General features: G+C 65.1%; 20 protein-coding genes. 19 read left to right on the top strand and 1 reads right to left on the bottom strand.

The window, feature by feature from the left end; all coding sequences use genetic code 11:
- The first annotated feature begins 121 nt into the window (after positions 1–121).
- The gene (locus AC5Y21_RS16670; protein ID WP_499913809.1) at positions 122–1621 is read left to right on the top strand and encodes a serine/threonine-protein kinase; all 1500 of its coding nucleotides are present in this window, start codon (positions 122–124) and stop codon (positions 1619–1621) included.
- 32 nt (positions 1622–1653) lie between these two features.
- Here the strand turns inward: AC5Y21_RS16670 and AC5Y21_RS16665 are convergent, their stop codons facing one another.
- On the bottom strand, positions 1654–2850 hold the full coding sequence (locus AC5Y21_RS16665; protein ID WP_499913807.1) for a cysteine desulfurase-like protein: 1197 nt from the start codon (positions 2848–2850) through the stop codon (positions 1654–1656).
- A 118-nt stretch (positions 2851–2968) separates the two neighbouring features.
- On the opposite strand from AC5Y21_RS16665, the gene AC5Y21_RS16660 reads away from it, so the two are divergent.
- The 18 genes from AC5Y21_RS16660 (at position 2969) to AC5Y21_RS16575 (ending at position 22459) form a co-directional block, all read left to right on the top strand.
- Positions 2969–4939, top strand: coding sequence for a DUF6541 family protein (locus tag AC5Y21_RS16660; protein ID WP_499913805.1), 1971 nt, complete (start codon positions 2969–2971; stop codon positions 4937–4939).
- 93 nt (positions 4940–5032) lie between these two features.
- Positions 5033–5506, top strand: coding sequence for a bacterial proteasome activator family protein (locus tag AC5Y21_RS16655; RefSeq protein ID WP_499913820.1), 474 nt, complete (start codon positions 5033–5035; stop codon positions 5504–5506).
- A 20-nt stretch (positions 5507–5526) separates the two neighbouring features.
- Positions 5527–6363 (top strand): galactan export ABC transporter ATP-binding subunit Wzt/RfbE, encoded by an 837-nt coding sequence (wzt, locus tag AC5Y21_RS16650; RefSeq protein ID WP_499913803.1) that lies wholly within the window; start codon positions 5527–5529, stop codon positions 6361–6363.
- Positions 6356–7264 (top strand): galactofuranosyltransferase GlfT1, encoded by a 909-nt coding sequence (gene glfT1 / locus AC5Y21_RS16645; RefSeq protein WP_499913801.1) that lies wholly within the window; start codon positions 6356–6358, stop codon positions 7262–7264. The genes wzt and glfT1 overlap by 8 nt, the downstream gene beginning before the upstream one ends.
- Complete coding sequence (gene wzm / locus AC5Y21_RS16640; RefSeq protein ID WP_499913799.1) at positions 7261–8091, top strand: galactan export ABC transporter permease subunit Wzm/RfbD; 831 nt, start codon at positions 7261–7263, stop codon at positions 8089–8091. The genes glfT1 and wzm overlap by 4 nt, the downstream gene beginning before the upstream one ends.
- A gap of 155 nt (positions 8092–8246) precedes the next feature.
- The gene (locus AC5Y21_RS16635; protein ID WP_499913797.1) at positions 8247–8711 is read left to right on the top strand and encodes a GTP cyclohydrolase I; all 465 of its coding nucleotides are present in this window, start codon (positions 8247–8249) and stop codon (positions 8709–8711) included.
- Positions 8708–9250, top strand: a complete 543-nt coding sequence (locus tag AC5Y21_RS16630) for a 6-carboxytetrahydropterin synthase (protein WP_499913795.1) — start codon at positions 8708–8710, stop codon at positions 9248–9250. Before AC5Y21_RS16635 ends, AC5Y21_RS16630 begins: the two co-directional genes overlap by 4 nt.
- Before the next feature lie 42 nt (positions 9251–9292).
- Positions 9293–9574 carry an NfeD C-terminal domain-containing protein gene (locus tag AC5Y21_RS16625; protein ID WP_499913793.1) on the top strand — a complete coding sequence of 94 codons (282 nt, stop codon included), beginning with the start codon at positions 9293–9295 and terminating at the stop codon, positions 9572–9574.
- Positions 9575–9640: 66 nt separating this feature from the next.
- Positions 9641–10756, top strand: coding sequence for an SPFH domain-containing protein (locus tag AC5Y21_RS16620; protein ID WP_499913792.1), 1116 nt, complete (start codon positions 9641–9643; stop codon positions 10754–10756).
- A gap of 187 nt (positions 10757–10943) precedes the next feature.
- Complete coding sequence (locus AC5Y21_RS16615; protein ID WP_499913790.1) at positions 10944–11438, top strand: GreA/GreB family elongation factor; 495 nt, start codon at positions 10944–10946, stop codon at positions 11436–11438.
- A gap of 53 nt (positions 11439–11491) precedes the next feature.
- On the top strand, positions 11492–11920 hold the full coding sequence (locus AC5Y21_RS16610) for a GtrA family protein (protein ID WP_499913788.1): 429 nt from the start codon (positions 11492–11494) through the stop codon (positions 11918–11920).
- 31 nt (positions 11921–11951) lie between these two features.
- Positions 11952–13346, top strand: coding sequence for a decaprenylphosphoryl-beta-D-ribose oxidase (dprE1, locus tag AC5Y21_RS16605; RefSeq protein ID WP_499913786.1), 1395 nt, complete (start codon positions 11952–11954; stop codon positions 13344–13346).
- The gene (gene dprE2 / locus AC5Y21_RS16600; RefSeq protein ID WP_499913784.1) at positions 13347–14111 is read left to right on the top strand and encodes a decaprenylphospho-beta-D-erythro-pentofuranosid-2-ulose 2-reductase; all 765 of its coding nucleotides are present in this window, start codon (positions 13347–13349) and stop codon (positions 14109–14111) included.
- Positions 14112–14113: 2 nt separating this feature from the next.
- The gene (locus AC5Y21_RS16595; RefSeq protein WP_499913782.1) at positions 14114–16078 is read left to right on the top strand and encodes a galactan 5-O-arabinofuranosyltransferase; all 1965 of its coding nucleotides are present in this window, start codon (positions 14114–14116) and stop codon (positions 16076–16078) included.
- Between the two features lie 6 nt (positions 16079–16084).
- Positions 16085–19360, top strand: coding sequence for an arabinosyltransferase domain-containing protein (locus AC5Y21_RS16590; RefSeq protein ID WP_499913780.1), 3276 nt, complete (start codon positions 16085–16087; stop codon positions 19358–19360).
- Between the two features lie 350 nt (positions 19361–19710).
- Complete coding sequence (locus AC5Y21_RS16585) at positions 19711–21672, top strand: serine/threonine-protein kinase (protein WP_499913778.1); 1962 nt, start codon at positions 19711–19713, stop codon at positions 21670–21672.
- Between the two features lie 173 nt (positions 21673–21845).
- Positions 21846–22151, top strand: coding sequence for a hypothetical protein (locus AC5Y21_RS16580; protein WP_499913777.1), 306 nt, complete (start codon positions 21846–21848; stop codon positions 22149–22151).
- Between the two features lie 8 nt (positions 22152–22159).
- Entirely contained in the window at positions 22160–22459 is a 300-nt protein-coding gene (locus AC5Y21_RS16575) for a type II toxin-antitoxin system PemK/MazF family toxin (RefSeq protein ID WP_499913775.1), read from the top strand.
- Positions 22460–22480 lie beyond the last annotated feature (21 nt).

Genomic DNA, 22480 nt, shown 5'->3' with positions numbered 1-22480 from the left:
CCCTATTTCGAACCGAAATTGGGGCCTTTTGCGTCTGCTCGCCGACAAATCCACCCACGAATTCACGTTGGAGATCCAGCAATAGCGAGACGGTGACGGGGCCTGAAGTCGAGAATCGGTGATGTCCGAGAGGAGTCCGTCGGTGGATGAGGTGGTGTTTGGGCGTTACCGGTTGTTGTCGGTGATCGGTGAGGGCGGGATGGGCCGGGTGTATCGGGCCCTTGACACAATGATCGGCCGTGAGGTGGCGGTCAAGGTGTTGTCTCCCGAGCTGGGCGCCGAGCCGGGGTATCGGGCGCGGTTCAAGCGTGAGGCCTCTGTTGCGGCGCGGCTCAACGAGCCGCACATCATCCCGATCTATGACACCGGGGAGATCGATTCGCAGCTGTATCTGGTGATGCCAATCGTCTCGGGCGTCGATGTGCAGGGGCTGCTGCAGCGGGAGGGTCCGCTGCGCCCGGCCCGGGCTGTTCACGTGATTGAGCAGCTGGGTGCGGCGCTGGACACCGCGCACGGGGCGGGGCTGGTGCATCGTGACATCAAGCCGTCCAACGCGTTGGTGGCCGCGCGCGATTTTGTTTATCTGATCGATTTCGGGATCGCCCATGACGGAGCTGCGACCAAGTTGACCAGTACCGGCGTGATGGTGGGCACGCTGGCCTACATGGCTCCGGAGCGTTTCAGCGCCGGGGTGGCCGACGCCCGCTCGGATGTCTATGCGCTGGCGTGTGTGTTGCATGAATGTCTCACGGCCCATCAGCCCTATCCGGGCAACAGCCTCGAGCAGCAGATTGCCGGGCATCTGACGTCGGACCCGCCTCGACCCAGCGAGCAGCGCCCTGAAGTGCCCACGGCATTCGACGAGGTCATCGCCTGCGGCATGGCTAAGACGCCTGAGGCGCGCTACCGCAGTGCCGGCGAGTTGGCCGCTGCGGCCCACCACGCCCTGACCAGTGCGGCCTCCCCCGTTCCACGCACTGCACCCGGGCCGGCGCCGACTGCACCCCGACCCCTCGTCTCGACACCGCCGCCGACCCTGGGACGCCCGGTGCCGCAGCCTGGGCCCGCCGAGCGCCGCGTCTCGTCCGGGCGATCGGGGTGGTGGATCGCCGCGGTGGTCGTGGTCGTCTTGGCCCTGGTCAGCGTCGGGGTGCTGGTCGCAGTTCTGTCGCAACACCAGGGATCCCAAACACCCACGGCCGCAACGACTTCGGAACCAACCGCCCAACCCGCGGCGCCGTCCGGGCAGACCGCGCCGTCTTCGCAGCCAGCCGCGCCCAAGTCCCAGTACTTCAAAACTCCGTGGGGCACACGCTGCCAAGTCGACGCGGACACGGTGCTGTGCGATACGTGCGAACCGGGGCTGCTACTGGACACACCTCATAGCAGCTGCCCCAGTCCGGGACAACCCAATCAAATCGGCATCAACGCCTCGGGCGCTAAAGCAACGCCGGCTGTCGGCGTCATCCTTCCCGCTTCTCCCGACATCCAGCAACTCTCGACCGGCCAGACCTACCACGCCAACGGCTGGACGATAACGGCAAGCGGCTGGGTCCGTTTCACCAACGACGCGACCGGTCACGGCATGGCCGTCGCCGCTCAGAACAGCGACTACTTCTGACCTGACCTGATCCGCGCGAAAAGACGCGCCGGCTAGCCCAGTGAGGCCAACGCACGCACGAGTTGATCGACCTCGGCCGTCGTCGAGTAATGCGCCAGGCCGACGGTAACGGCTCCGCCGACGTCGTTGGCGCCCAGCACATCCAGCACGCGTGAACTCTCGTCGACAATCGCGAGAATTCCGTTGTCCGCCAGACGCTGTATCACCCGCTCAGCCGGCACCCCTTGCAGGGCGAAACTGACCACCGGTATGCGTGTCTCCGGCCGGCCGATCACCATCACCAGCGGCAACGAACGCAACGACACCATCAGGTAGTCGAAGATGCGGTTCAGATATGAAGCGGCCGATTGCATCGACACAGCAAGACGTTCGCGTCGGTTGCCGCGGGCCGACTCGTCAAGCGCGGCAAGGTATTCGACGCTGGCGACCACACCGGCCAGCAGACCGAACTGGTGCGCCCCGACCTCCAGGCGCGCCGGGCCGGTGGCGTAGGGATCCGTGGAGACCGAGCTGAACGAGTCCACCAGAGCCGGATCGCGAAACACCAACGCCCCGATCGGCGGACCACCCCACGCGCTGGCGTTCACCGCCACCACGTCCACGTCCGACTCTTTGACGTCCAGCAATCGGTAAGGCGCAGCGGCGGAATGGTCGACCACCGCCAGCCCGCCGACGTCGTGGACCAGCTTGGTCATGGCTCGCAGATCGGTGACCGTGCCCAACGTTCCCGACGCCGAGGTCACGGCAACGAGGCGGGTCGACTTGCCGATCAGGCTCTCCCACTGCCACGTCGGCAAATCGCCGGTCTCGATATCGACCTCGGCCCATTGCACCTTGGCCCCGTAGCGATGGGCCGCGCGCAGCCACGGCGCGATGTTCGCCTCGTGGTCCAAGCGGCTGACGATCAGCTCGTATCCCAGGCCGGCCCGCGACGACGAAGCTTCGGCCAGCGACGACAGCAACACCGCACGATCGGCACCCAACACCACGCCTGCCGGGTCGGCGTTGAAGAAGTCGGCCATCGCCGCGCGCGCCGCGTCCAGCACCGCCGCACTGCGCTGCGCCGACGGGTGAGCGCCCGCCGTGCTGGCGCTGGACCTGCGGAATGCCGTCGACACGGTGGTCGCAACGGAATCGGGAATCAGCATCCCGGCCGGCGCGTCGAGGTGCACCCATCCGTCACCCAACGACGGATGCAACCCACGCACCCGGGCGACGTCGTATGCCATGACAGCCACCTTAGAGCTTCCGCAATTCCGCGAAATTGTGACGGTAGCGGGTGCCATACACGCTCCAGCCGGTCAGAGGCCTCGCGAGCCAGGTCACCCGGCCAGCCATACTAGTCGAGTGGGGGTTGCCTTCGGAACGCTGATGGCGTTGTTCTTACTGATCGCCCCGGGAGCCATCGTTGCACGTATCGCACAGCTAACTTGGCCAATCGCGATCGCTGTCGGCCCGGCCCTGACCTACGGCGTCGTCGCTCTTGCGATCATCCCCTACGGCGCGGTCGGAATCCCCTGGAACGGCTGGACGGCGCTGGCCGCGCTGGCCGCCGTGTGCCTGCTGATTACGGGTTTGCAGCTGCTGCTCGCCCGCTACCGCAACACCGAGGCTGAAGCCCGGGCTGTCGGCGTCCGGCCCGCGGTCATCGTCGCGGCCGGCGTGCTGCTGGGCGTTCTGCTGATCGGCTGGGCGGCCTGCCGCGGCTTGACCCATTGGCAGTCCATACCAAGCACCTGGGACGCCGTCTGGCATGCCAACACCGTGCGCTGGATCCTCGACACGGGCCAGGCGTCGTCGACCCATATGGGCGAGCTCCGCAACGTCGAGACACACCGGTCGCTGTACTACCCGTCCGTGTTCCACGCTCTGACGGCGGTGTTCTGCCAGCTGACTGGGGCAGCACCCACTACCGGTTACACCTTGAACTCGCTGGCAGCATCGGTCTGGCTGTTTCCGGCCAGCGCTGCCATCCTCACCTGGCACGTGCTCAGGCCGCGTACCAGCGAACTACGCGCAGCGGGAGCCGCGGCTACCGCTGCGGCGCTGTCGGCGTCGTTCACCGCGGTGCCCTATGTCGAGTTCGGCGTCGCGGCGATGCCGAACCTGGCGGCCTACGGGGCCGCGGTTCCGACGATGGTGTTAATCACCTCGACATTGCGGCACCGCGACCGCATTCCGCTGGCGGTGCTGGCCCTGGTGGGGGTCTTTTCGGTACATATCACCGGCGGGGCGATCGTCATGCTGCTGCTGGGCGCGCGTTGGCTTTTCGAGGAGCTGTGGCGTCCCGTCCGGGGGCGACTCGCCGACATTGCGACGCTGGCGGGCGTCGGGGTGGCGGCCGGGTTGATCCTGTTGCCCCAGTTCATCAGCGTCACCCAACAAGAAGACATCATTGCCGGGCATTCTTTCCCGACTTACCTCAGTAAGCGGCGTGGACTTTTCGACGCCGTCTTTCAGCACTCACGCCATCTCAACGACTTTCCGGTCCAATACGCGACGATCGCGCTGGCCATTGCCGGTGGCCTGATCCTGCTGGTCAAAAAGGTCTGGTGGCCGCTGGCGGTGTACCTGTTGCTGATCGTGGTGAACGTCGATGCGGGAACGCCGTTGGGTGGGCCGATCGGCGTGCTGGCCGGCGGAATCGGCGAGTTCTTCTACAAAGACCCACGGCGGATCGCGGCCGCGACAACGCTGCTGTTGACTGCGGGAGCAGGTCTGGGGTTGTTTGCGGCGGTCCTGGGGCTGGTGGCGCTGGGGAAACGACTGACCGGCCGTTTCAGACCCGTGCCGGCGCCCGCCTGGACCGGCATCACAGCAGCGCTATTGGTGGCGGCCACCCTGGTGAGCGCATGGCACTACTTTCCGCGCCACCGGTTTTTGTTCGGTGACAAGTACGACTCGGTGATGGTCGACAAGCGAGACCTCCAGGCCATGGCCTACCTGGCGACCCTGCCGGGCGCGCGCGACACCATCATCGGCAACTCCAATGTGGACGGCACCGCGTGGATGTATGCGGTGGCTGACCTGCATCCGCTGTGGACCCATTACGACTTCCCGCAGCAGACCGGCCCCGGCTATTTCCGCTATATCTTCTGGACGCACGCCCGCGAAGGCACCAGCAACCCGTGGGTGGTCGAAGCGGTCCGAGTACTCAACATCCGCTACATCCTGACCAGCGAACCGACGGTTCGCGGGTTCGCCGAGCCCGAGGGGATAAGGTCACTAGAGAAATCGAAGTCGTGGGCGAAGATCTATGACAACGTTGGCGCCCAGATCTGGGAATGGCGCGGTGATACCGCTGCCAAACGCCCCTAGACGGCACGCAAGAGGACGGTGACTGGATTGACAACCCGTGACGATGGCCCAGACGACAACGGCATCGAGATCATTGGCGGCCTCGACCCGCGGATGATGGCGATGCGCGATGCGGCAGCTGACGTCGACGACAACGACGAACGCTCGCTGACCGACCTGGTCGAGCAACCCGCCAAGGTGATGCGAATCGGCACGATGATCAAGCAATTGCTCGAGGAAGTCCGTGCCGCGCCGCTCGACGAGGCCAGCCGCACCCGGCTGCGGGACATCCACGCCACCAGCATCCGGGAGCTCGAAGAGGGGCTCGCCCCGGAACTGCGGGAGGAACTCGACCGTCTCACCCTGCCGTTCAGCGAGGACAGCGCCCCGTCGGATGCCGAATTGCGCATCGCACAGGCTCAGCTGGTCGGCTGGCTGGAAGGGCTCTTCCACGGTATCCAGACGGCGCTGTTCGCCCAGCAGATGGCCGCCCGAGCGCAGCTGGAGCAGATGCGCCAAGGCGCGCTGCCGCCCGGCATGGGTAAGCCGGGCCAAGCCGGCGGTCACGGCACCGGTCAGTACCTCTAACCTTTGAGCAACGTCGACCCGTGTCGAACCGCCCGTACATCGAAACCCGCAGTGCGTGGGTGGAGTTTCCCATCTTCGATGCCAAGTCGCGTTCCCTGAAGAAAGCCGTGCTCGGCAGGGCGGGCGGCACAATCGGTCGCAACGACGACAACGTGGTCGTCATCGAGGCCTTGCGCGACATCACCATGTCGCTCAGCCTGGGCGACCGAGTAGGTCTGGTAGGCCACAACGGAGCCGGGAAATCGACTCTGCTGCGGCTACTTTCGGGCATCTACGAACCCACCCGCGGCTCCGCAAAGGTCGTCGGCCGGGTGGCCCCGGTCTTCGACCTGGGCGTCGGCATGGACCCGGAAATCTCCGGCTTCGAGAACATCATCATCCGCGGCCTGTTCTTGGGGCAGACCCGAAAGCAGATGCTGGCGAAGGTCGACGAGATCGCCGACTTCACCGAGCTCGGCGAATACCTGTCGATGCCGCTGCGCACCTACTCCACCGGAATGCGGGTACGGCTGGCGATGGGCGTGGTCACCAGCATCGACCCCGAGATCCTGTTGCTGGACGAAGGCATCGGGGCGGTGGACGCCGATTTTCTGAAGAAGGCCCAGTCGCGGCTGCAGGGCCTGGTGGAGCGTTCCGGGATCCTGGTATTCGCCAGCCATTCCAACGAGTTTCTGGCCCGGCTGTGCAAGACCGCGATGTGGATCGAGCACGGCGTCATCAAGCTCACCGGCGGCATCGAGGATGTGGTGCGGGCCTACGAGGGCGAAGACGCCGCCCGTCACGTCCACGACGTGCTGGCCGAGACACGGTCCGACGCCGAAAAGCCGCTGGTACAAAAAGTTTCCGGGGATGAGTGACGCCGTCTTCGCCGTCGTGGTCACCCACCGGCGCCCCGACGAGCTGGCCAAGTCCCTGGATGCGGTGACCAGCCAGAGCCGGTTGCCCGATCAGCTGATCGTCGTCGACAACGACGCATCTGATGACGTCCGCGATCTGGTTGCCCGCCAACCGATTTCCACCACATACCTGGGGTCACGCCGAAACCTCGGCGGGGCAGGCGGTTTCGCGCTCGGGATGCTGCACGCGCTGGCCCAGGGCGCCGATTGGGTGTGGCTGGCCGACGACGACGGGCGGCCGGGGGATACGCAGGTGCTGGCGACCCTGCTGGCCTGCGCCGAGAAGTACGGGCTGGCCGAGGTGTCGCCGATGGTGTGCAACATGGACGACCCGCAGCGGCTGGCCTTTCCGTTGCGACGCGGGCTGGTATGGCGCAGGCACACAAGCGAATTGCGCACCGAAGCCGGTCAGGATCTGCTGCGCGGCATCGCGTCGTTGTTCAACGGCGCCCTGTTCCGCGCGTCCACCCTGGAGTCAATCGGGGTACCGGACCTGCGGCTGTTCGTCCGCGGCGACGAGGTGGAGATGCACCGCCGGCTGGTGCGGTCCGGCCTGCCGTTCGGCACCTGCCTGGACACCGCTTACCTGCATCCCTGCGGATCTGACGAGTTCAAGCCGATCCTGGGCGGCCGGATGCACACCCAATACCCCGACAACCCGGCCAAGCGATTCTTCACCTACCGCAACCGCGGCTATCTGATGTCGCAGCCGGGTCTGCGTAAGCTGCTGCTTCAGGAGTGGCTGCGGTTCGGCTGGTTCTTCGTGGTGACCCGCCGCGACCCCAAGGGCTTGCTCGAGTGGATTCGGCTACGCCGCTTGGGGCGCCGCGAAAAGTTCGGACAGCCGGGAGGTTCGGCATGACGTTCATTGACGCGGCCGCTGAGTCCAAGACGTTTGCCCGCGCCCGCAATGATCTGATCGAGGGCTTCCGGCGTCACGAATTGTGGCTGCACCTGGGCTGGCAGGACATCAAGCAGCGCTACCGCCGCTCGGTGCTGGGACCGTTCTGGATCACCATCGCCACCGGTACCACCGCGGTGGCCATGGGCGGCCTGTATTCCAAGCTGTTCCACCTGGAACTGTCGAAACACCTTCCCTACGTCACCCTTGGGTTGATCGTCTGGAACCTGATCAACGCCGCCATCTTGGAGGGCGCCGAAGTCTTCGTCGCCAATGAAGGCTTGATCAAGCAATTGCCCACACCGTTGTCCGTGCACGTTTACCGGTTGGTGTGGCGGCAGATGATCCTGTTCGCGCACAACATCGCCATTTATGTGGTCATCGCGATGATCTATCCCAAGCCGTGGTCGTGGGCGGACCTGTCGTTTATTCCGGCGCTGGTGCTGATCTTCCTCAACAGCATCTGGGTGTCACTGTGTTTCGGCATCCTGGCGACCCGCTACCGCGACATCGGTCCGCTGCTGTTTTCCGTCGTGCAGTTGCTGTTCTTCATGACGCCGATCATCTGGAACGACGACACACTGCGCCAGCAGGGCGCCGGGCGCTGGTCGCAGATCGTCGAGCTCAATCCCTTGCTGCACTATCTCGACATCGTTCGGGCGCCGCTGTTGGGTGCCCACCAGGAGCTGCGGCACTGGGCGGTGGTGGTGACGCTGACCATCATCGGCTGGCTGCTGGCCGCGGTCGCGATGCGTCAATACCGCGCCCGGGTGCCGTACTGGGTGTAGCGGCGTTCGCTGCTCAGTCAGCCGCGGACGCTCGGCTCCAAGAATCCTCCAAGGATCCTTTGAGAATCCCTCAAGGCAGCGTCGGGATGCTGGGCCGACGCATGAGACGCCCCAGATCACGTGCGATCTCGCCAATTGCCAATGAGAGGATTCACATGCTGCGCCACGCCGAGTTGTCCTTGCTCGCCGGTGGGCCACTGCCGGCCCACGACTCCGATTCAGAACTCGTGTTGGCGCCTCCTGTTCCGTTTCATTCGCTGTGCGAGCAGCATCTGCTTCCGTACTACGGCGTTGTGCGGGTCGGATACATTCCGGGCGAAACACGGTTGAACGAGTTCGAATTGGCGCGGATCGTCGAGGCGAGTTCGCGTGGCATTCAGATCCAGCAGCGGATGACCACCCGGATCGGATTGTGGCTGCACCACCAGTTGGCGCCTAGAGGGGTAGGCGTCCTGGTGGAGGCGGTCCACATCTGCATGCCACCGAGCCGCGTCTCGTCCGTCGGCACCCAGACGATCACGACCGCCTACTTCGGATCCCTGCGCGACAGCGCCGCTGAGCGACGCGAATTCCTCACGCTGGCAAGCCAAGAGCAGACATCGTCACAGGAGAGCGAATGACGCAGATGACCGAGACCGCACTCGCCGACGTGGTGCATATCGCGACGATGCACCGCGACGATGCGCCTTTGGGCCGAACGGCACGCTTCCATATGCGCAAGCAGTTCGACAGCTTGCCGTGCTGCCATCGCTCGTGGACCAATGAAGGAAAGCGTTTCTTTCTACATGGCTATGAGCGAACCTTCGAAATCGAGTTCGCGTGCGCGCAGACCGCGCCCGGTACCGGCGTGGTGCTGGGTCCCGATGCCGTCGAGGAAATCCGGGCGGCGCTGCGAAAGCAATTCGACCACACCACGCTGATCGCGGCGGACGATCCGGAACGTGACCTGTTCGAGCTGCTGGCCAGCCGGGGCGTGATCGACCTGCGGGTCATGGACAACACCGGGATGGAGGGCTCTGCGGCCTGGGTGTTCGACACCGTCGAGAGCATCGTCATGCGGACAACGCAAGGCCGGGTCTGGGTGTCACAGATCAGGGCACGCGAGAGCCAAAGCGACGCGGTCACGTTAACGGCGCGACCAGGAGCGATCCCGAACTGAACCCAGCGAAGCTGGATTAACCTTTCCGGCAAGGACACGGCCATGAGAACTCGTCTAGCAAAGGCCATTGACTCGACGCCGGCCCGCTCCGAGGGGCATTATTCGTTCGTGACCGAGGTGATCGGCTGCGTTGGAACGCTGGTCGTAGGGACTCGCGGCGAAGGTGGTGCCGGCGAGGTCTTGCTTAGTGTGCGGGGGACCAAGGAGGCATTCCTGGCCTGGTCCGATGAACCACTCCCGAAGGGCACGAAGGTGCTGGTAGTCGAGGCTCGGGGCGCGAGGACGGTGGTCGTCGAACCCTGGAGTGATTGCGCGCTGTTTTGACCAGCGAAATCCCCTGAAACACAACATCAAACACACGAGGAAACCAAACCCCCTTTAGGAGTCACCATGCTCGGTTATAAAGTGCCCGATCCGGACGAGGCGATGCTTATCGCCGGCGCGCGAAGCAGGGGCAACGCGCCCTTCCGCGTGGTGACCGGCCACGGCGCCTTCGTCATCCCGTTCTTCCGCAAGGCCCGGTTCCTGACATTGGCGATGTGCGAGTCCGAGGTCGCCGAAAAATGCGTCACCCAGCAGGGCATCACGCTCAACGTCCGGGCAGTGATCGCGTTCAAGGTCGGCAACGACACCGAAAGCATCATCGCAGCGGCACAACGCTTCCTGTCCGAGCAAGACCAGATGTCGGTACTCACCGGCCGGATCTTCGCCGGCCACCTGCGTTCGATCATCGGCTCGATGACGGTCGAGCAGATCATCCGGGAACGCCAGAAGCTGGCGACCGAGGTGCTCGACGGCTCCAAGGAGGAAATGGCCCGCATCGGCCTGAATGTCGACGCCCTGCAGATCCAGTCCATCGACGACGACGGACTCGGCTACATCACGGCGATGTCGGCGCCACACAACGCCGCCATCCAGCAGCAGGCGCAGATCGCCCAGGCGCAGGCGAACCAGAAAGCCGCCGAAGCCGAGCAGGAGTCACAGCGCCAGCAAGCTGAATTCGCCCGTCAGACCGCGGTTGTCAAGGCCCAGTACAAGGCCGAGGTCGACAAGGCTCAGGCAGAGGCGGCCCAGGCAGGTCCGCTGGCCGAAGCCGAGGCTCAGCGCGAGGTGCTGGCGATGCGCACCGAATTGGCCCAGCGCGCGGCCGAACTGCGCCAGCAGGAGCTGGTCGCCGAGGTGGTCAAGCCCGCCGAGGCCGAGGCCGAACGGGTTCGGATCCTGGCCCTCGCCGATGCGGAGAAGATGAAGATCCAGGCCGAGGCGGCGGCGTCGCACAACCGGGTGGCGCTGGACCGGATGCTGATCGACCAGTTGCCGCAAATCGTGGAGAAGGCCGCGGGCGGGCTCGCCGGTGCGAATGTGACCGTGCTCAACGGCGCCGAGGGCCTCAGCCAGGTGGCCACCGGGCTGGTCTCGCAAGGCAAAGCCATCTTCGACGCCCTGCGTGGCGGAGTCATCGACTACGACTACGACGGCGAAGGGGTGCCGCCCGCCACCCAGTGAGGTGACGGCTGCATTGCCGAGAAGACGCAAAAGCACCCTATTTCGTGACGAAATGGGTGCTTTTGCGTCTGCTGGCGCGTGGTGGTGTCACACTGAAACGCCACGAGTTGGATTCCCCGCCGCTGAGTAATCCGGCAAACGGGTACCCACACGCAATACGGCAATCTGGCGCGAAAGGTCGGCGGACGTGGTTAAGAAAGTCCAGACATCGGGACCGGCGAGCGCGGCGCGGGATAACCTCGCCGCGGAGCTGGCTCGGCTACGCCAGCGCCATCATCGCCTGGAGACCGAGGTCAAGAACGACCGCGGCATGATCGGCGATCACGGAGACGCGGCCGAGGCGATTCAGCGCGCCGACGAGCTGGTCGTGCTCGCTGACCGGATCCACGAACTCGACCGGCGGCTGCGGGCGGGGCCGTCAGACTTCACAAACTCCGACGACTCGGAAGCGCTGCCCGGCGGCACCGAGGTGACGTTGCGGTTCCCCGACGGCGAAGTGGTCACGATGCACGTGATCTCCATCGTCGAGGAGACCCCGGCCGGCCGCGAAGCCGAGACGTTAACGGCTCGCAGCCCCCTGGGCCAGGCCCTCGCCGGCCGTCAGCCGGGTGACACGGTGACCTACTCGACGCCGCAGGGACAAAGCCAGGTCGAGTTGATCGACGTGAAGCTGCCCGCCTGACCGGCGGTCGCGCAACACCGGGTAGCCGCGCAAGGGCCGTTAGACTTTGCCCGATGGTTGCCCCGATACCCGAGGCTGCACCGCCGCGCCCACCGCTGACCCTGACCACGCAAGTGTGGCGTTTCGTCGTCACCGGCGGCCTGTCGGCGGTGGTCGACTTCGGGCTCTACGTCATTCTCCTCAAAGTGGTGGGTTTGCCGTATGACCCGGCAAAGGCGATCAGCTGGCTTGCCGGCACCATCACCGCGTACCTGATCAACCGCCGCTGGACGTTTCAAGCGGCACCGAGCACGGCCCGGTTCGTCGCGGTCATGGTGCTGTACTGCATCACCTTCGCCGTGCAGGTCGGACTCAATCATCTGTGTCTGGCGCTGTTGCACTATCGGGGCTGGGCGATACCCGTCGCATTCGTGATCGCGCAGGGCACGGCCACGGTGATCAACTTCATTGTGCAGCGAGCCGTGATCTTCCGGATCCGCTGAGCCGACCCGCCAGGCTGTACCCTCTTTGACGATGTCGAGCAACCCTGAGCCAACTACGACGACCACCCGGTTGACGGGCTTCGGCCGCACCGCCCCGTCGGTGGCCCAGGTGCTGCGCACCCCCGATCCAGAGGCGATCGCCAAGGCGGTGGCGCGAGTCGCAGACGCGGGAGGTTCTAGAAGCCGGGGCGTTATCGCCCGCGGGCTGGGGCGCTCCTACGGCGACAACGCGCAGAACGGCGGCGGGCTGGTGATCGACATGACCGCGCTGAACGTCATCCACTCCATCAGCGCCGACACCAAGCTGGCCGACGTCGACGCCGGGGTGAACCTCGACCAGCTGATGAAGGCCGCCCTGCCGTTCGGGCTGTGGGTTCCGGTCCTGCCCGGGACCCGTCAGGTCACCATCGGCGGCGCGATCGCCTGCGACATCCACGGCAAGAACCATCACAGCGCGGGCAGCTTCGGCAACCACGTGCGCAGCATGGACCTGCTGACCGCCGACGGCGAAATCCGTCACCTTACTCCCGACGGTGAAGATTCCGAGCTGTTCTGGGCCACCGTCGGCGGTAACGGACTGACCGGCATCGTCTTGCGCGCCACCATCGCGATGACGCCGACCGAGACGGCATACTTCATCGCCGATGGCATCGCCACCAAGGACCTCGACGAAACCGTCGCCGTTCACCTCGACGGCAGCGAAAGCCACTACACCTACTCCAGCGCGTGGTTCGACGTGATCAGTCCGCCGCCGAAACTCGGCCGGGCCGCGGTCAGCCGGGGCAGCCTCGCGAAGCTTGATCAGCTGCCACCGAAGCTCGCTAAGAACCCGCTGCAATTCACTGCGCCACAGTTGCCCGCGGTGCCCAACGTCTTCCCGATCGGCGTGATGAACAAGCTGACGGGGAGCATGGTCGGTGAGGCCTTCTACAGGATGAGCGGGAACTACCAGAACAAGATCGTCAATTTGACACAGTTCTATCACATGCTGGACCTGACGACCGGATGGCAATACGCCTACGGCCCTGGGGGTTTCGTCCAACACCAGTTCTTGGTTCCGCCCAATGCGATGGAGGAGTTCAAGGGCATCATCCGGTGGATTCAAACGCAGGGTCACTACTCGTTCCTCAACGTGTTCAAGCTTTTCGGCCCCGGCAACAGGGCCCCGCTGAGCTTCCCGATGGCAGGCTGGAATGTCGCAATGGACTTTCCGAACAAGCCCGGCGTCAACGAGTTCCTCAACGAACTCGACCGCAGGGTCATGGAGTTTGGCGGCAGGTTATATACCGCAAAGGATTCGCGGGTTAGCGCCGAGCGATTTCATGCCATGTATCCGCGCATCGACGAGTGGATTGCGGTGCGCCGCAAAGTCGATCCGTCGAGGGTGTTCGCCTCCGACATGGCCCGACGTTTGGAGTTGCTCTAAATGGTTCTCGACGCCGTAGGAAACCCGCAGACCATCTTGCTGCTGGGCGGTACCTCCGAGATCGGGTTGGCGATCTGTGAGCGCTATCTGCAGAACGCACACGCGCGGATCGTGTTGGCCGCCATGCCCGACGACCCCGGCCGTGACGCCGCCGTCGCGCAGATGAAAGCCGCCGGCGCCAAGGCGGTCGAGCTGATCGACTTCGAAGCCACCGACACCGACAGCCATCCTAAGGCCATCGACGAAGCCTTCGTCGGCGGCGATGTCGACGTGGCCATCGTCGCGTTCGGTCTGCTCGGCGACGCCGAAGAACTCTGGCAGAACCAGCGCAAGGCGGTGCAGATTGCCGAAATCAACTACACCGCAGCTGTTTCCGTCGGCGTGCTGCTGGGTGAGAAGATGCGCGCTCAGGGCTTCGGTCAGATCATCGCGATGAGCACGGTGGCCGGTGAACGGGTGCGACGGTCCAATTTCGTCTACGGCTCCACCAAGGCCGGCCTGGACGGCTTCTACCTTGGATTGTCAGAAGCGTTGCGTGAGTATGGTGTTCGCGTGCTGGTGATCCGGCCGGGCCAGGTGCGCACCCGGATGAGCGCGCATGTCAAGGAAGCTCCGCTGACCGTCGACAAGGAGTACGTCGCCAACCTCGCGGTGACGGCGTCGGCAAAAGGTAAGGAACTGGTTTGGGCGCCAGCAGCATTCCGTTACGTGATGATGGTGTTGCGACACATCCCGCGGAGCATCTTCCGCAAGTTGCCAATCTGACCATGCGCAATGCGCTGGCCGGCCTAGGCCAGATGGTGCTGGCGGCGTTGGTGGCCGTCCTGGTCGCAGCGGTGTCGCTGACCGCCATCGCTCAGGTGCAGTGGCCGGCCTTTCCGTCGTCGAACCAGCTGCATGCGCTGACCACCGTCGGGCAGGTCGGTTGCCTGGCGGGCCTGATCGCGACCGGCTGGGTATGGCAGCGCGGGCGGTTCCGATGGCTGGCGCAGCTGAGCGGGCTGGTGCTGGTGTCCGCGTTCACCGTCGTGACCCTGGGTATGCCGTTGGGGGCCACCAAGCTCTATCTGTTCGGCATCTCCGTCGACCAGCAATTTCGCACCGAATATCTGACCCGCCTCACCGACAGCCCCGCCCTGCAGGACATGACGTATCGAGGGCTCCCGCCGTTCTACCCGCCGGGCTGGTTCTGGATCGGCGGGCGCATCGCGGCGCTGACCGGGACACCGGCCTGGGAGATGTTCAAGCCGTGGGCGATCACCTCGATCACCATCGCGGTCGCGGTCGCGCTGGTGCTGTGGTGGCGGATGATCCGCTTCGAATACGCGCTGATCGTCACCACCGCCACCGCGGCGGTCACGCTGGCGTACAGCTCGCCGGAGCCCTACGCCGCGATGATCACGGTCCTACTGCCGCCGGTACTGGTCATGACCTGGTCGGGTCTGCGCGCCGGAGCGCGGGCGGCCGCCGAGCGTCAGCCCGCCGAGCGTGACGCCACAGTCACGCTGGGGCGCGAGCGTGACGGCATCGTCACGCTCGAGGAGCGCGCGGGCGGGTCGGCGGGCTGGGCCGCCGTGGCCGCCGCCGGGATATTCCTGGGCTTCGCGGCTACGTGGTACACGCTGCTGCTGGGCTACAGCGCCTTCACGGTCACGCTGATGGCGCTGGCTCTGGCAACCGGGCGGTGGCGAAGCGGCGGGTTCAAAGCCGCCCTGGACCCGCTGCGCCGACTGCTCGTCATCGGCGTCATCGCAGCGGCGATCGCGTCCACCACCTGGCTGCCGTATTGGCTGCGAATACTGCATGACCCGGTCAGCAACACCGGCAGCGCCTTCCACTACCTGCCGGCGGACGGCGCAGAGCTCACCTTCCCGATGCTGCAGTTCTCCCTGCTGGGAGCGATCTGCATGCTCGGCACCCTGTGGCTGGTGGTGCGCGCGCGTTCGTCGGTGCGGGCGGGTGCCCTGGCGATCGGAGTGCTGGCCGTCTACCTGTGGTCGCTGTTGTCGATGCTGACCACGCTGGCCCGCACGACGCTGCTCTCGTTCCGGCTGCAGCCGACGCTGACTGTGCTGCTGGTCGCCGCCGGGGTGTTCGGCTTTGTCGAGGCGGCGGGCGCCCTGGCCGCGCGCAGCCGAATCGTCCTCCCGGTCGCCGGCGCGATCGGGCTGGCCGGGGCGATCGCATTCAGCCAGGACATTCCCGACGTGCTGCGGCCCGACCTCACCATCGCCTACACCGACACCGACGGCCACGGCCAGCGCGGCGATCGGCGACCGCCGAGCTCCGAGAAGTACTACTCGGCCATCGACGCCACCATCCGGCGCGTCACCGGTAAGCCGCCAGACCAGACCGTGGTGCTGACCGCCGACTACAGCTTCCTGTCTTACTACCCGTACTGGGGTTTTCAGGGGTTGACGTCACATTACGCCAACCCGCTGGCGCAGTTCGACCAGCGCGCCGTGCAGATCAAACACTGGTCCAAGCTCAAGACCGCCGACGAGTTCATCCACGCGCTGGACACGTTGCCCTGGCCGCCGCCGACGGTGTTCCTGATGCGCCGTGGCGCTGGCCAGACCTATACCCTGCGGCTGGCCGAGGACGTATATCCCAACCAGCCCAACGTCCGTCGCTACATCGTCGAGCTGCCGGCTGCGCTGTTCGCCGACCCGCGGTTCACCGTCGAAAGCGTCGGCCCGTTCGTGCTGGCGATCCGCAAGCCGGCGGGATAACGGCTGATGGCCACCGAAACCTCACCTGAGACGGTCGAAGAACTACGATCTACGTCCGTGAGCGACACGGGAGAAAATCACCGGATCGCTCGCTTCATTGCGGTGGTCGCCGGCCTGCTCGGGACCCTTCTGGCGATCATCACCCCGGTGCTTCCGGTCAAGCAAACCACCGCCCAACTGAACTGGCCGCAGAACGCCACCATCAACAGCGTCGAAGCACCGCTGCTCGGGTATGTGGCCACCGAACTGAACGTCAGCGTGCCGTGTCAGGCGGCAGCAGGACTGACCGGACCGCAGAACGCGGGCAAGACGGTGCTGTTGTCGACCGTCCCCAAGCAGGCCCCTAAGGCCGTCGACCGTGGCCTGCTGATCCAGCGCACCAACGACGAGTTGGTGCTGGTGGTGCGCAATGTCGCGGTGGTGACTGCCCCGCTGAGCCAGGTGCTCAGTCCGGCTTGCCAGCGGTTGACGTTCACCGCCCACGCCGACCGGGTAACCGCCGAGTTCGTCGGCCTGACGCAGGGACCCAACGCCGAGCACCCCGGCTCGCCACTGCGCGGCGAACGCAGCGGCTACGACTTCCGGCCGCAGATCGTCGGCGTGTTCACCGACCTGTCCGGTCCGTCGCCACCGGGTCTGAGCTTCTCCGCGACCGTCGACACCCGCTACAGCAGCAGTCCCACCATGCTGAAGCTGGTCGCAATGATCCTCGGCGTGCTGATGACCGTCACCGCGCTGATCGCGCTGCACTTCCTCGATACCGCTGACGGCACTCGGCACCGACGCTTCCTGCCCGCGCGCTGGTGGTCGATCGGCGGTCTGGACGCCCTGGTGATCGCGGTGCTGGCGTGGTGGCATTTCGTCGGCGCCAATACCTCCGACGACGGCTACATCCTGACCATGGCGCGGGTGTCGGAGCATGCCGGGTACATGGCCAACTACTACCGCTGGTTCGGTACTCCCGAGGCGCCGTTCGGCTGGTACTACGACCTGCTCGCGCTATGGGCGCACGTCAGCACCACCAGCATCTGGATGCGACTGCCGGTCCTGGCGATGGCGCTGACCTGCTGGTGGGTGATCAGCCGCGAAGTCATGCCTCGGCTAGGTGCGGCCGTTAAGCGAAACCGGGCCGCGGCGTGGACCGCGGCGGGCATGTTCCTGGCGGTCTGGTTGCCACTCGACAACGGGCTGCGGCCCGAGCCGATCATCGCCCTGGGCATCCTGCTGACCTGGTGCTCGGTCGAACGGGCGGTAGCCACCAGCAGGCTGCTGCCGGTCGCGGCCGCGTGCATCATCGGCGCGTTGACCCTGTTCTCCGGGCCGACGGGTATCGCCTCTATCGGTGCGCTGCTGGTCGCGGTCGGGCCGCTGCGGACCATCCTGCATCGCAGGTCCAAGCGGTTCGGCCTGCTGCCGCTGGTGTCGCCGATCCTGGCGGCGGTGACCGTTACCACGATCCTGATCTTCCGCGACCAGACCCTGGCCGGAGAGATGCAAGCCAGCATGCTCAAGCGCGCCGTCGGGCCCAGCTTGAGCTGGTTCGACGAACACACCCGCTACGAGCGGCTGTTCATGGCCAGTCCCGACGGCTCGGTCGCGCGGCGTTTCGCCGTGCTGGCCTTGGTACTCGCGCTGGCGATATCGGTGGCAATGTCGTTGCGCAAGGGCCGAATTCCGGGCACCGCCACCGGGCCGAGCCGCCGCATCATCGGCATCACGATCATCTCGTTCCTGGCGATGATGTTCACTCCCACGAAATGGACGCACCACTTTGGGGTGTTCGCCGGTCTGGCCGGATCGCTGGGAGCGCTTGCCGCAGTGGCGGTTACGGCTGCGTCGATGCATTCTCGACGCAACCGAACTGTGTTTGCTGCCACCGTGCTGTTCCTGGTCGCGTTGTCGTTCGCCAGCGTCAACGGCTGGTGGTATGTATCCAATTTCGGTGTGCCGTGGTCTAATTCGTTCCCCGCGTGGCACTATGCCTTTGCCACGGCGCTGCTGATGCTGACCGTGCTGGTGCTGCTGCTGTCGGCGTGGTTTCACTTCGTCGCGACTTCCAACGGACCGCCCAAGACTCGGTACGGGGCGCGAGCCGCCGGAATTGTCCAGTCTCCGTTGGCAATTGCGACCTGGGTGTTGGTGACCTTCGAAGTGGTGTCGTTGACCGCGGCGATGGCGAGCCAGTACCCGGCATGGTCGGTGGGCCGTTCCAACCTGCAGGCACTCACCGGAAAGTCTTGCGGACTGGCCGAAGACGTGATGGTAGAGCAGGATCCCAACGCCGGCATGCTGCCCCCGGTAACCGCTCAGGTTGCCGACGCCCTGGGATCCGGCCTGTCAGAAGCCTTCACGCCCAACGGTATTCCGGCCGATGTCTCCGCCGACCCGGTGATGGAACGCCCGGGTGATCGCAGTTTCATCAACGAGGACAGCAAGATCACCAGCAGCGAGGCCGGTACCGAAGGCGGGACCAACGCCGCGCCGGGAATCAACGGCTCCCGTGCCCAGCTGCCCTACCACCTGGATCCGGCCCGTACGCCGGTGCTGGGCAGCTGGCGCGCCGGCATCCAGGTCCCCGCGATGCTGCGGTCGGGCTGGTACCGGCTGCCCACCAAGGATCAACGCGACAAAACCGGCCCGCTGCTGGTGATCTCGGCGGCCGGCCGCTTCGACCCTCGTGAGATCCAGCTGCAGTGGGCCACCGACGACGGAGCTGCCAGCGGGCACGCCGGCGGGTCGTTCCAGTTCGGCGACGTCGGGGCGTCGCCGGCCTGGCGTAACTTGCGGTTGCCGCTTTCCGTGATACCAAGCACCGCCAGTCAGGTCCGCTTGGTTGCCGACGACTCGGATTTGGCGCCCCAGCACTGGATCGCGTTGACGCCGCCGCGAATTCCGCAGCTGCGCACGCTGCAAGACGTTGTGGGCTCGAAGGATCCGGTGTTCCTGGACTGGCTGGTGGGTTTGGCGTTCCCGTGCCAGCGACCGTTCGGCCATCGAAACGGCGTCACCGAGACACCCAAATGGCGCATTCTGCCGGACCGATTCGGCGCCGAGGCCAACTCGCCGGTGATGGACAAGAACGGCGGCGGGCCCTTAGGCATCACCGAGTTGCTGGTGAAGGCGACGACGGTAGCCAGCTACCTAAAGGACGACTGGTTCCGCGATTGGGGCGGGTTGCAGCAGTTGACGCCCTACTACCCCGACGCCCAGCCCGCCCATCTCGAGCTGGGGACGGTGACCCGCAGCGGGCTGTGGAACCCGGCGCCGCTCAGGCACTATTAGGCTCGCTTTCGCGGAAGGCCGTCGATCCCGTCACACCAGCCACTCGCATACCAGAAAAGCTGCCCATGTTGCGGTTTCGTATGCGATATCGCGGGCGATATCGCATTGGAAAAACCACTGGCCAAGTCCCCATGGGTCGGCGGGGTTGGTGTGACTGGTCGGTCCGGTCTTGCCGTATCACTTCGGGTTCGGCGGCGGATTAACGCCCTGGTAGACGAACGCGCCCCGAGCTTGCCCGCGGAGGTGGCGGCCGTTTAGCAGAAACGCGGAAATACCGGGCCTGATTGGCGATACTTATGGCCTTCTTCATAACTTTCACGGTCGCGAACTGACGTGATGGGAGTTCCGCGATGTCGGCTGACGTGGACGGCACGCCTTTTGGGCGCTACCGCTTAGTGGAGTTACTGGGCCGCGGCGGCATGGGCGAAGTCTGGCGGGCGCATGACACCGACACCGACCGGATTGTGGCCATCAAGGTTCTCCCCGCGAATTTGTCTGAGGACAAGGATTTTCAGCAGAGATTCCGACGGGAAGCCCACGCGGCGGCGCGATTGAACAACCCGCACGTCATTCCGATCCATAACTACGGCGAAATCGATGGCCGCCTTTATGTCGATATGCGGCTTGTCGAGGGGCGAGATCTCGGTAGCGTGCTGGCCGACGGGCCGCTGGAGCCAGGGCGGGCGGTGCGCATCATCGAACAGGTCGCCAAGGCGCTACATGCAGCCCACCAGGTGGGCCTGCTGCACCGCGACATCAAGCCCTCGAACATCCTGCTCGACCACGACGACTTCGCCTACCTGATCGATTTTGGGATCGCCCGGGTGGCTGATGAGACGCGAATGACCAAGTCCGGCTACATGATCGGTACTTTTCAGTACATCGCGCCGGAGCGTCTGGATAGCGGAACAGAAGATGCCCGCGCCGACATCTACTCGCTGGCCTGTGTGCTGTATGAATGCCTGACCGGAGACCCGCCGTTTGAGGGCGACACGATGGCGCGCCTGGTTGCCGCACACTTGAGCAAGCCCCCGCCTCGTCCGTCGATCAACCGGCCCGAGGTTCCCCAAGCGGTCGACGAGGTCATCGCCACTGGTATGGCCAAAGACCCCGATCAAAGGTATGCGACGACCATCGAGTTGTCGGACGCGGCGTGCGGGGCGGTCACTGAGCCGATTCAGCGACCCCATCCGGTGTCACCGACCGGCTCACAGCAGGGTCAGCGCACACCCATAGCCGGTTTCGTCTCACCGTCAGCCCCCACTCAGTTCGATTCGGCTGGCGGCCCCACCTCGCTTTCACCGCTACTGGGTCGGCCGAGTGGTGATGAAAAAAGCCGAAGACGCCGCCGGATCGCGTTGGTCGGAGGCGCAGCGGTGCTCGCAACAATCGTCGTTGTACTCGCCATGGTGTTCACCAACGGCAACAAAGGCGCCCATCGGACGCCCGCCGCCCCAACCAGCACGGCACCGCCGAACACCGGGCCCTTCACCGGCAGATACCGCGCCGACTTCGGCCCCTCCGCCACCCATGGGAAACCGGACGATGGAGGGACCCCGTCCACCGGGCAGTGGGCGGTGCGTTCGGTGTGTAAAACCACCGGCTGCGTGGCAACAGCGACGTCTACGGGCGGGCCTACCCTGCCGTCGGCCTTCGTGATCGATGACTTTGGCGGACAGTGGCATGCGGTCAGCCTAGGTTCAGTGGCGTCGTTCCCAGCGGGCGTGACGGGGTTTGACGGCTGCATCCCCGGCGAATACTTGACCGTCATCACGTTGCAACCGCGGCCCGACGGGACACTGGCCGGCCAATATCGCGCAACGGGCCCTCCCGATTGCGAGACGGAGCGAACCGTCACCTTCACCCGGATCGGAGACGTCGACCTCAACAGCCTTCCGGATCCGGCCAGCCAACCGCCACGCGTTGTGTCCCCGGCCGCCGCGTGGCACGGGCGTTACCACGGAACGAAAACAGCTGTCACGGCCAACTTTAAGCCATCCTCGTGGGATACCAGCATCCAGACCGACTGCCTTCGGACGGGCGAACGCTGCCTCAGCATGGACCCAAGCAAGACGGGAGCTGGCTATGTCTTCGCGGACGGAAAGTGGGTTTACAACCTTGATGGTGGCATCACCCGATGCAGCGGAGGTGGAACTGGTCCAGAAAAAGTTCATTGGGAATTTCCACTTCCGCAGCCGCCGCAAGATCCGATCACGTTGTTGACTGGCCGCGGACACACGCAGGTAACCGGCAACACCTCCTGCGTCGGCTCGTATGACCAAGCGGTGAAATTCGAACGCACCGGCGATTGAACGGCGTGGCAGGAGGAGTAAATGCGAAGGCATACGAGATCGGCTGATAGCCCAACGATCAGCTGAAGCGGCAAGATCCGCTGCGACTCGACCAGTTCGGGCCCGGGGGCGGTGATCGCCGCACCGCCGTATGCGCTTGGTTATGCACTCAATTTCAGCGTAAACTCTGCGCCATGGGTAAGCGAGTGAGCCTGATCCTCAAAGACGCGGATGAAGCGGTGATCGCGCCGTACCTCAGCGAAGGATCCGAGTCGTTCGAGGTACTGCGCGAGTGGGCGAATCAACGGGGCGAGAGCGACATCAAATCGGAGGCCGGCGCGCTCCGCGTACTGCTCCAGGCCGGCGCCGAAGCGCTCCGTGAGCGTGTCCTCGATGCCGGATACGTCCAATTGGCGGAGGAGTTCAACAGCGAACCTGCGCGCGCCGAGCGGCAGGCGGCAAGGGACCGCTACGTGCGCCGGTCCGAGGCCAGCCGGTGAATCGAGGGATGCGGAGTCAGACATACCTAGTGGACCTCGGGTACGGCTCGAAGCCATGGGTGATCCTCAGCAACAATCCGCGGAACAGGAACCTGGACACGGTGTTGGCGGCTCGGATCACGACGACGAGCAAGAACGCACACGTACCGACGGTCGTGCCATTGACCGCAGCCGATCCTCTTGCCGGGTTCGTCCTGGTGGACGACATTGTGCAGCTCTACCACGACGAACTGAGCGAATCACTTGGTGCCCTATCTCCGCCGACAATGCAGGAGATCAGCAAAGCACTCCGCATCGCACTCCCCTAAGTAGTGCCCATTTCTTCTGTC

The sequence above is a fragment of the Mycobacterium sp. NGS41 genome, assembly GCF_059812725.1.
This window is presented reverse-complemented; position numbering and strand designations above follow the sequence as displayed.

Excerpts from the sequence above, each read along its gene's own strand:
- AC5Y21_RS16670 (WP_499913809.1), top strand. The coding sequence starts at position 122 with ATGTCCGAGAGGAGTCCGTCGGTGGATGAGGTGGTGTTTGGGCGTTAC.
- AC5Y21_RS16665 (WP_499913807.1), bottom strand. The coding sequence starts at position 2,850 with ATGGCATACGACGTCGCCCGGGTGCGTGGGTTGCATCCGTCGTTGGGT.
- AC5Y21_RS16655 (WP_499913820.1), top strand. The coding sequence starts at position 5,033 with ATGATGGCGATGCGCGATGCGGCAGCTGACGTCGACGACAACGACGAA.
- glfT1 (WP_499913801.1), top strand. The coding sequence starts at position 6,356 with ATGAGTGACGCCGTCTTCGCCGTCGTGGTCACCCACCGGCGCCCCGAC.
- wzm (WP_499913799.1), top strand. The coding sequence starts at position 7,261 with ATGACGTTCATTGACGCGGCCGCTGAGTCCAAGACGTTTGCCCGCGCC.
- AC5Y21_RS16635 (WP_499913797.1), top strand. The coding sequence starts at position 8,247 with ATGCTGCGCCACGCCGAGTTGTCCTTGCTCGCCGGTGGGCCACTGCCG.
- AC5Y21_RS16630 (WP_499913795.1), top strand. The coding sequence starts at position 8,708 with ATGACGCAGATGACCGAGACCGCACTCGCCGACGTGGTGCATATCGCG.
- AC5Y21_RS16625 (WP_499913793.1), top strand. The coding sequence starts at position 9,293 with ATGAGAACTCGTCTAGCAAAGGCCATTGACTCGACGCCGGCCCGCTCC.
- AC5Y21_RS16620 (WP_499913792.1), top strand. The coding sequence starts at position 9,641 with ATGCTCGGTTATAAAGTGCCCGATCCGGACGAGGCGATGCTTATCGCC.
- AC5Y21_RS16610 (WP_499913788.1), top strand. The coding sequence starts at position 11,492 with ATGGTTGCCCCGATACCCGAGGCTGCACCGCCGCGCCCACCGCTGACC.
- dprE1 (WP_499913786.1), top strand. The coding sequence starts at position 11,952 with ATGTCGAGCAACCCTGAGCCAACTACGACGACCACCCGGTTGACGGGC.
- dprE2 (WP_499913784.1), top strand. The coding sequence starts at position 13,347 with ATGGTTCTCGACGCCGTAGGAAACCCGCAGACCATCTTGCTGCTGGGC.
- AC5Y21_RS16595 (WP_499913782.1), top strand. The coding sequence starts at position 14,114 with ATGCGCAATGCGCTGGCCGGCCTAGGCCAGATGGTGCTGGCGGCGTTG.
- AC5Y21_RS16590 (WP_499913780.1), top strand. The coding sequence starts at position 16,085 with ATGGCCACCGAAACCTCACCTGAGACGGTCGAAGAACTACGATCTACG.
- AC5Y21_RS16585 (WP_499913778.1), top strand. The coding sequence starts at position 19,711 with ATGTCGGCTGACGTGGACGGCACGCCTTTTGGGCGCTACCGCTTAGTG.
- AC5Y21_RS16580 (WP_499913777.1), top strand. The coding sequence starts at position 21,846 with ATGGGTAAGCGAGTGAGCCTGATCCTCAAAGACGCGGATGAAGCGGTG.
- AC5Y21_RS16575 (WP_499913775.1), top strand. The coding sequence starts at position 22,160 with ATGCGGAGTCAGACATACCTAGTGGACCTCGGGTACGGCTCGAAGCCA.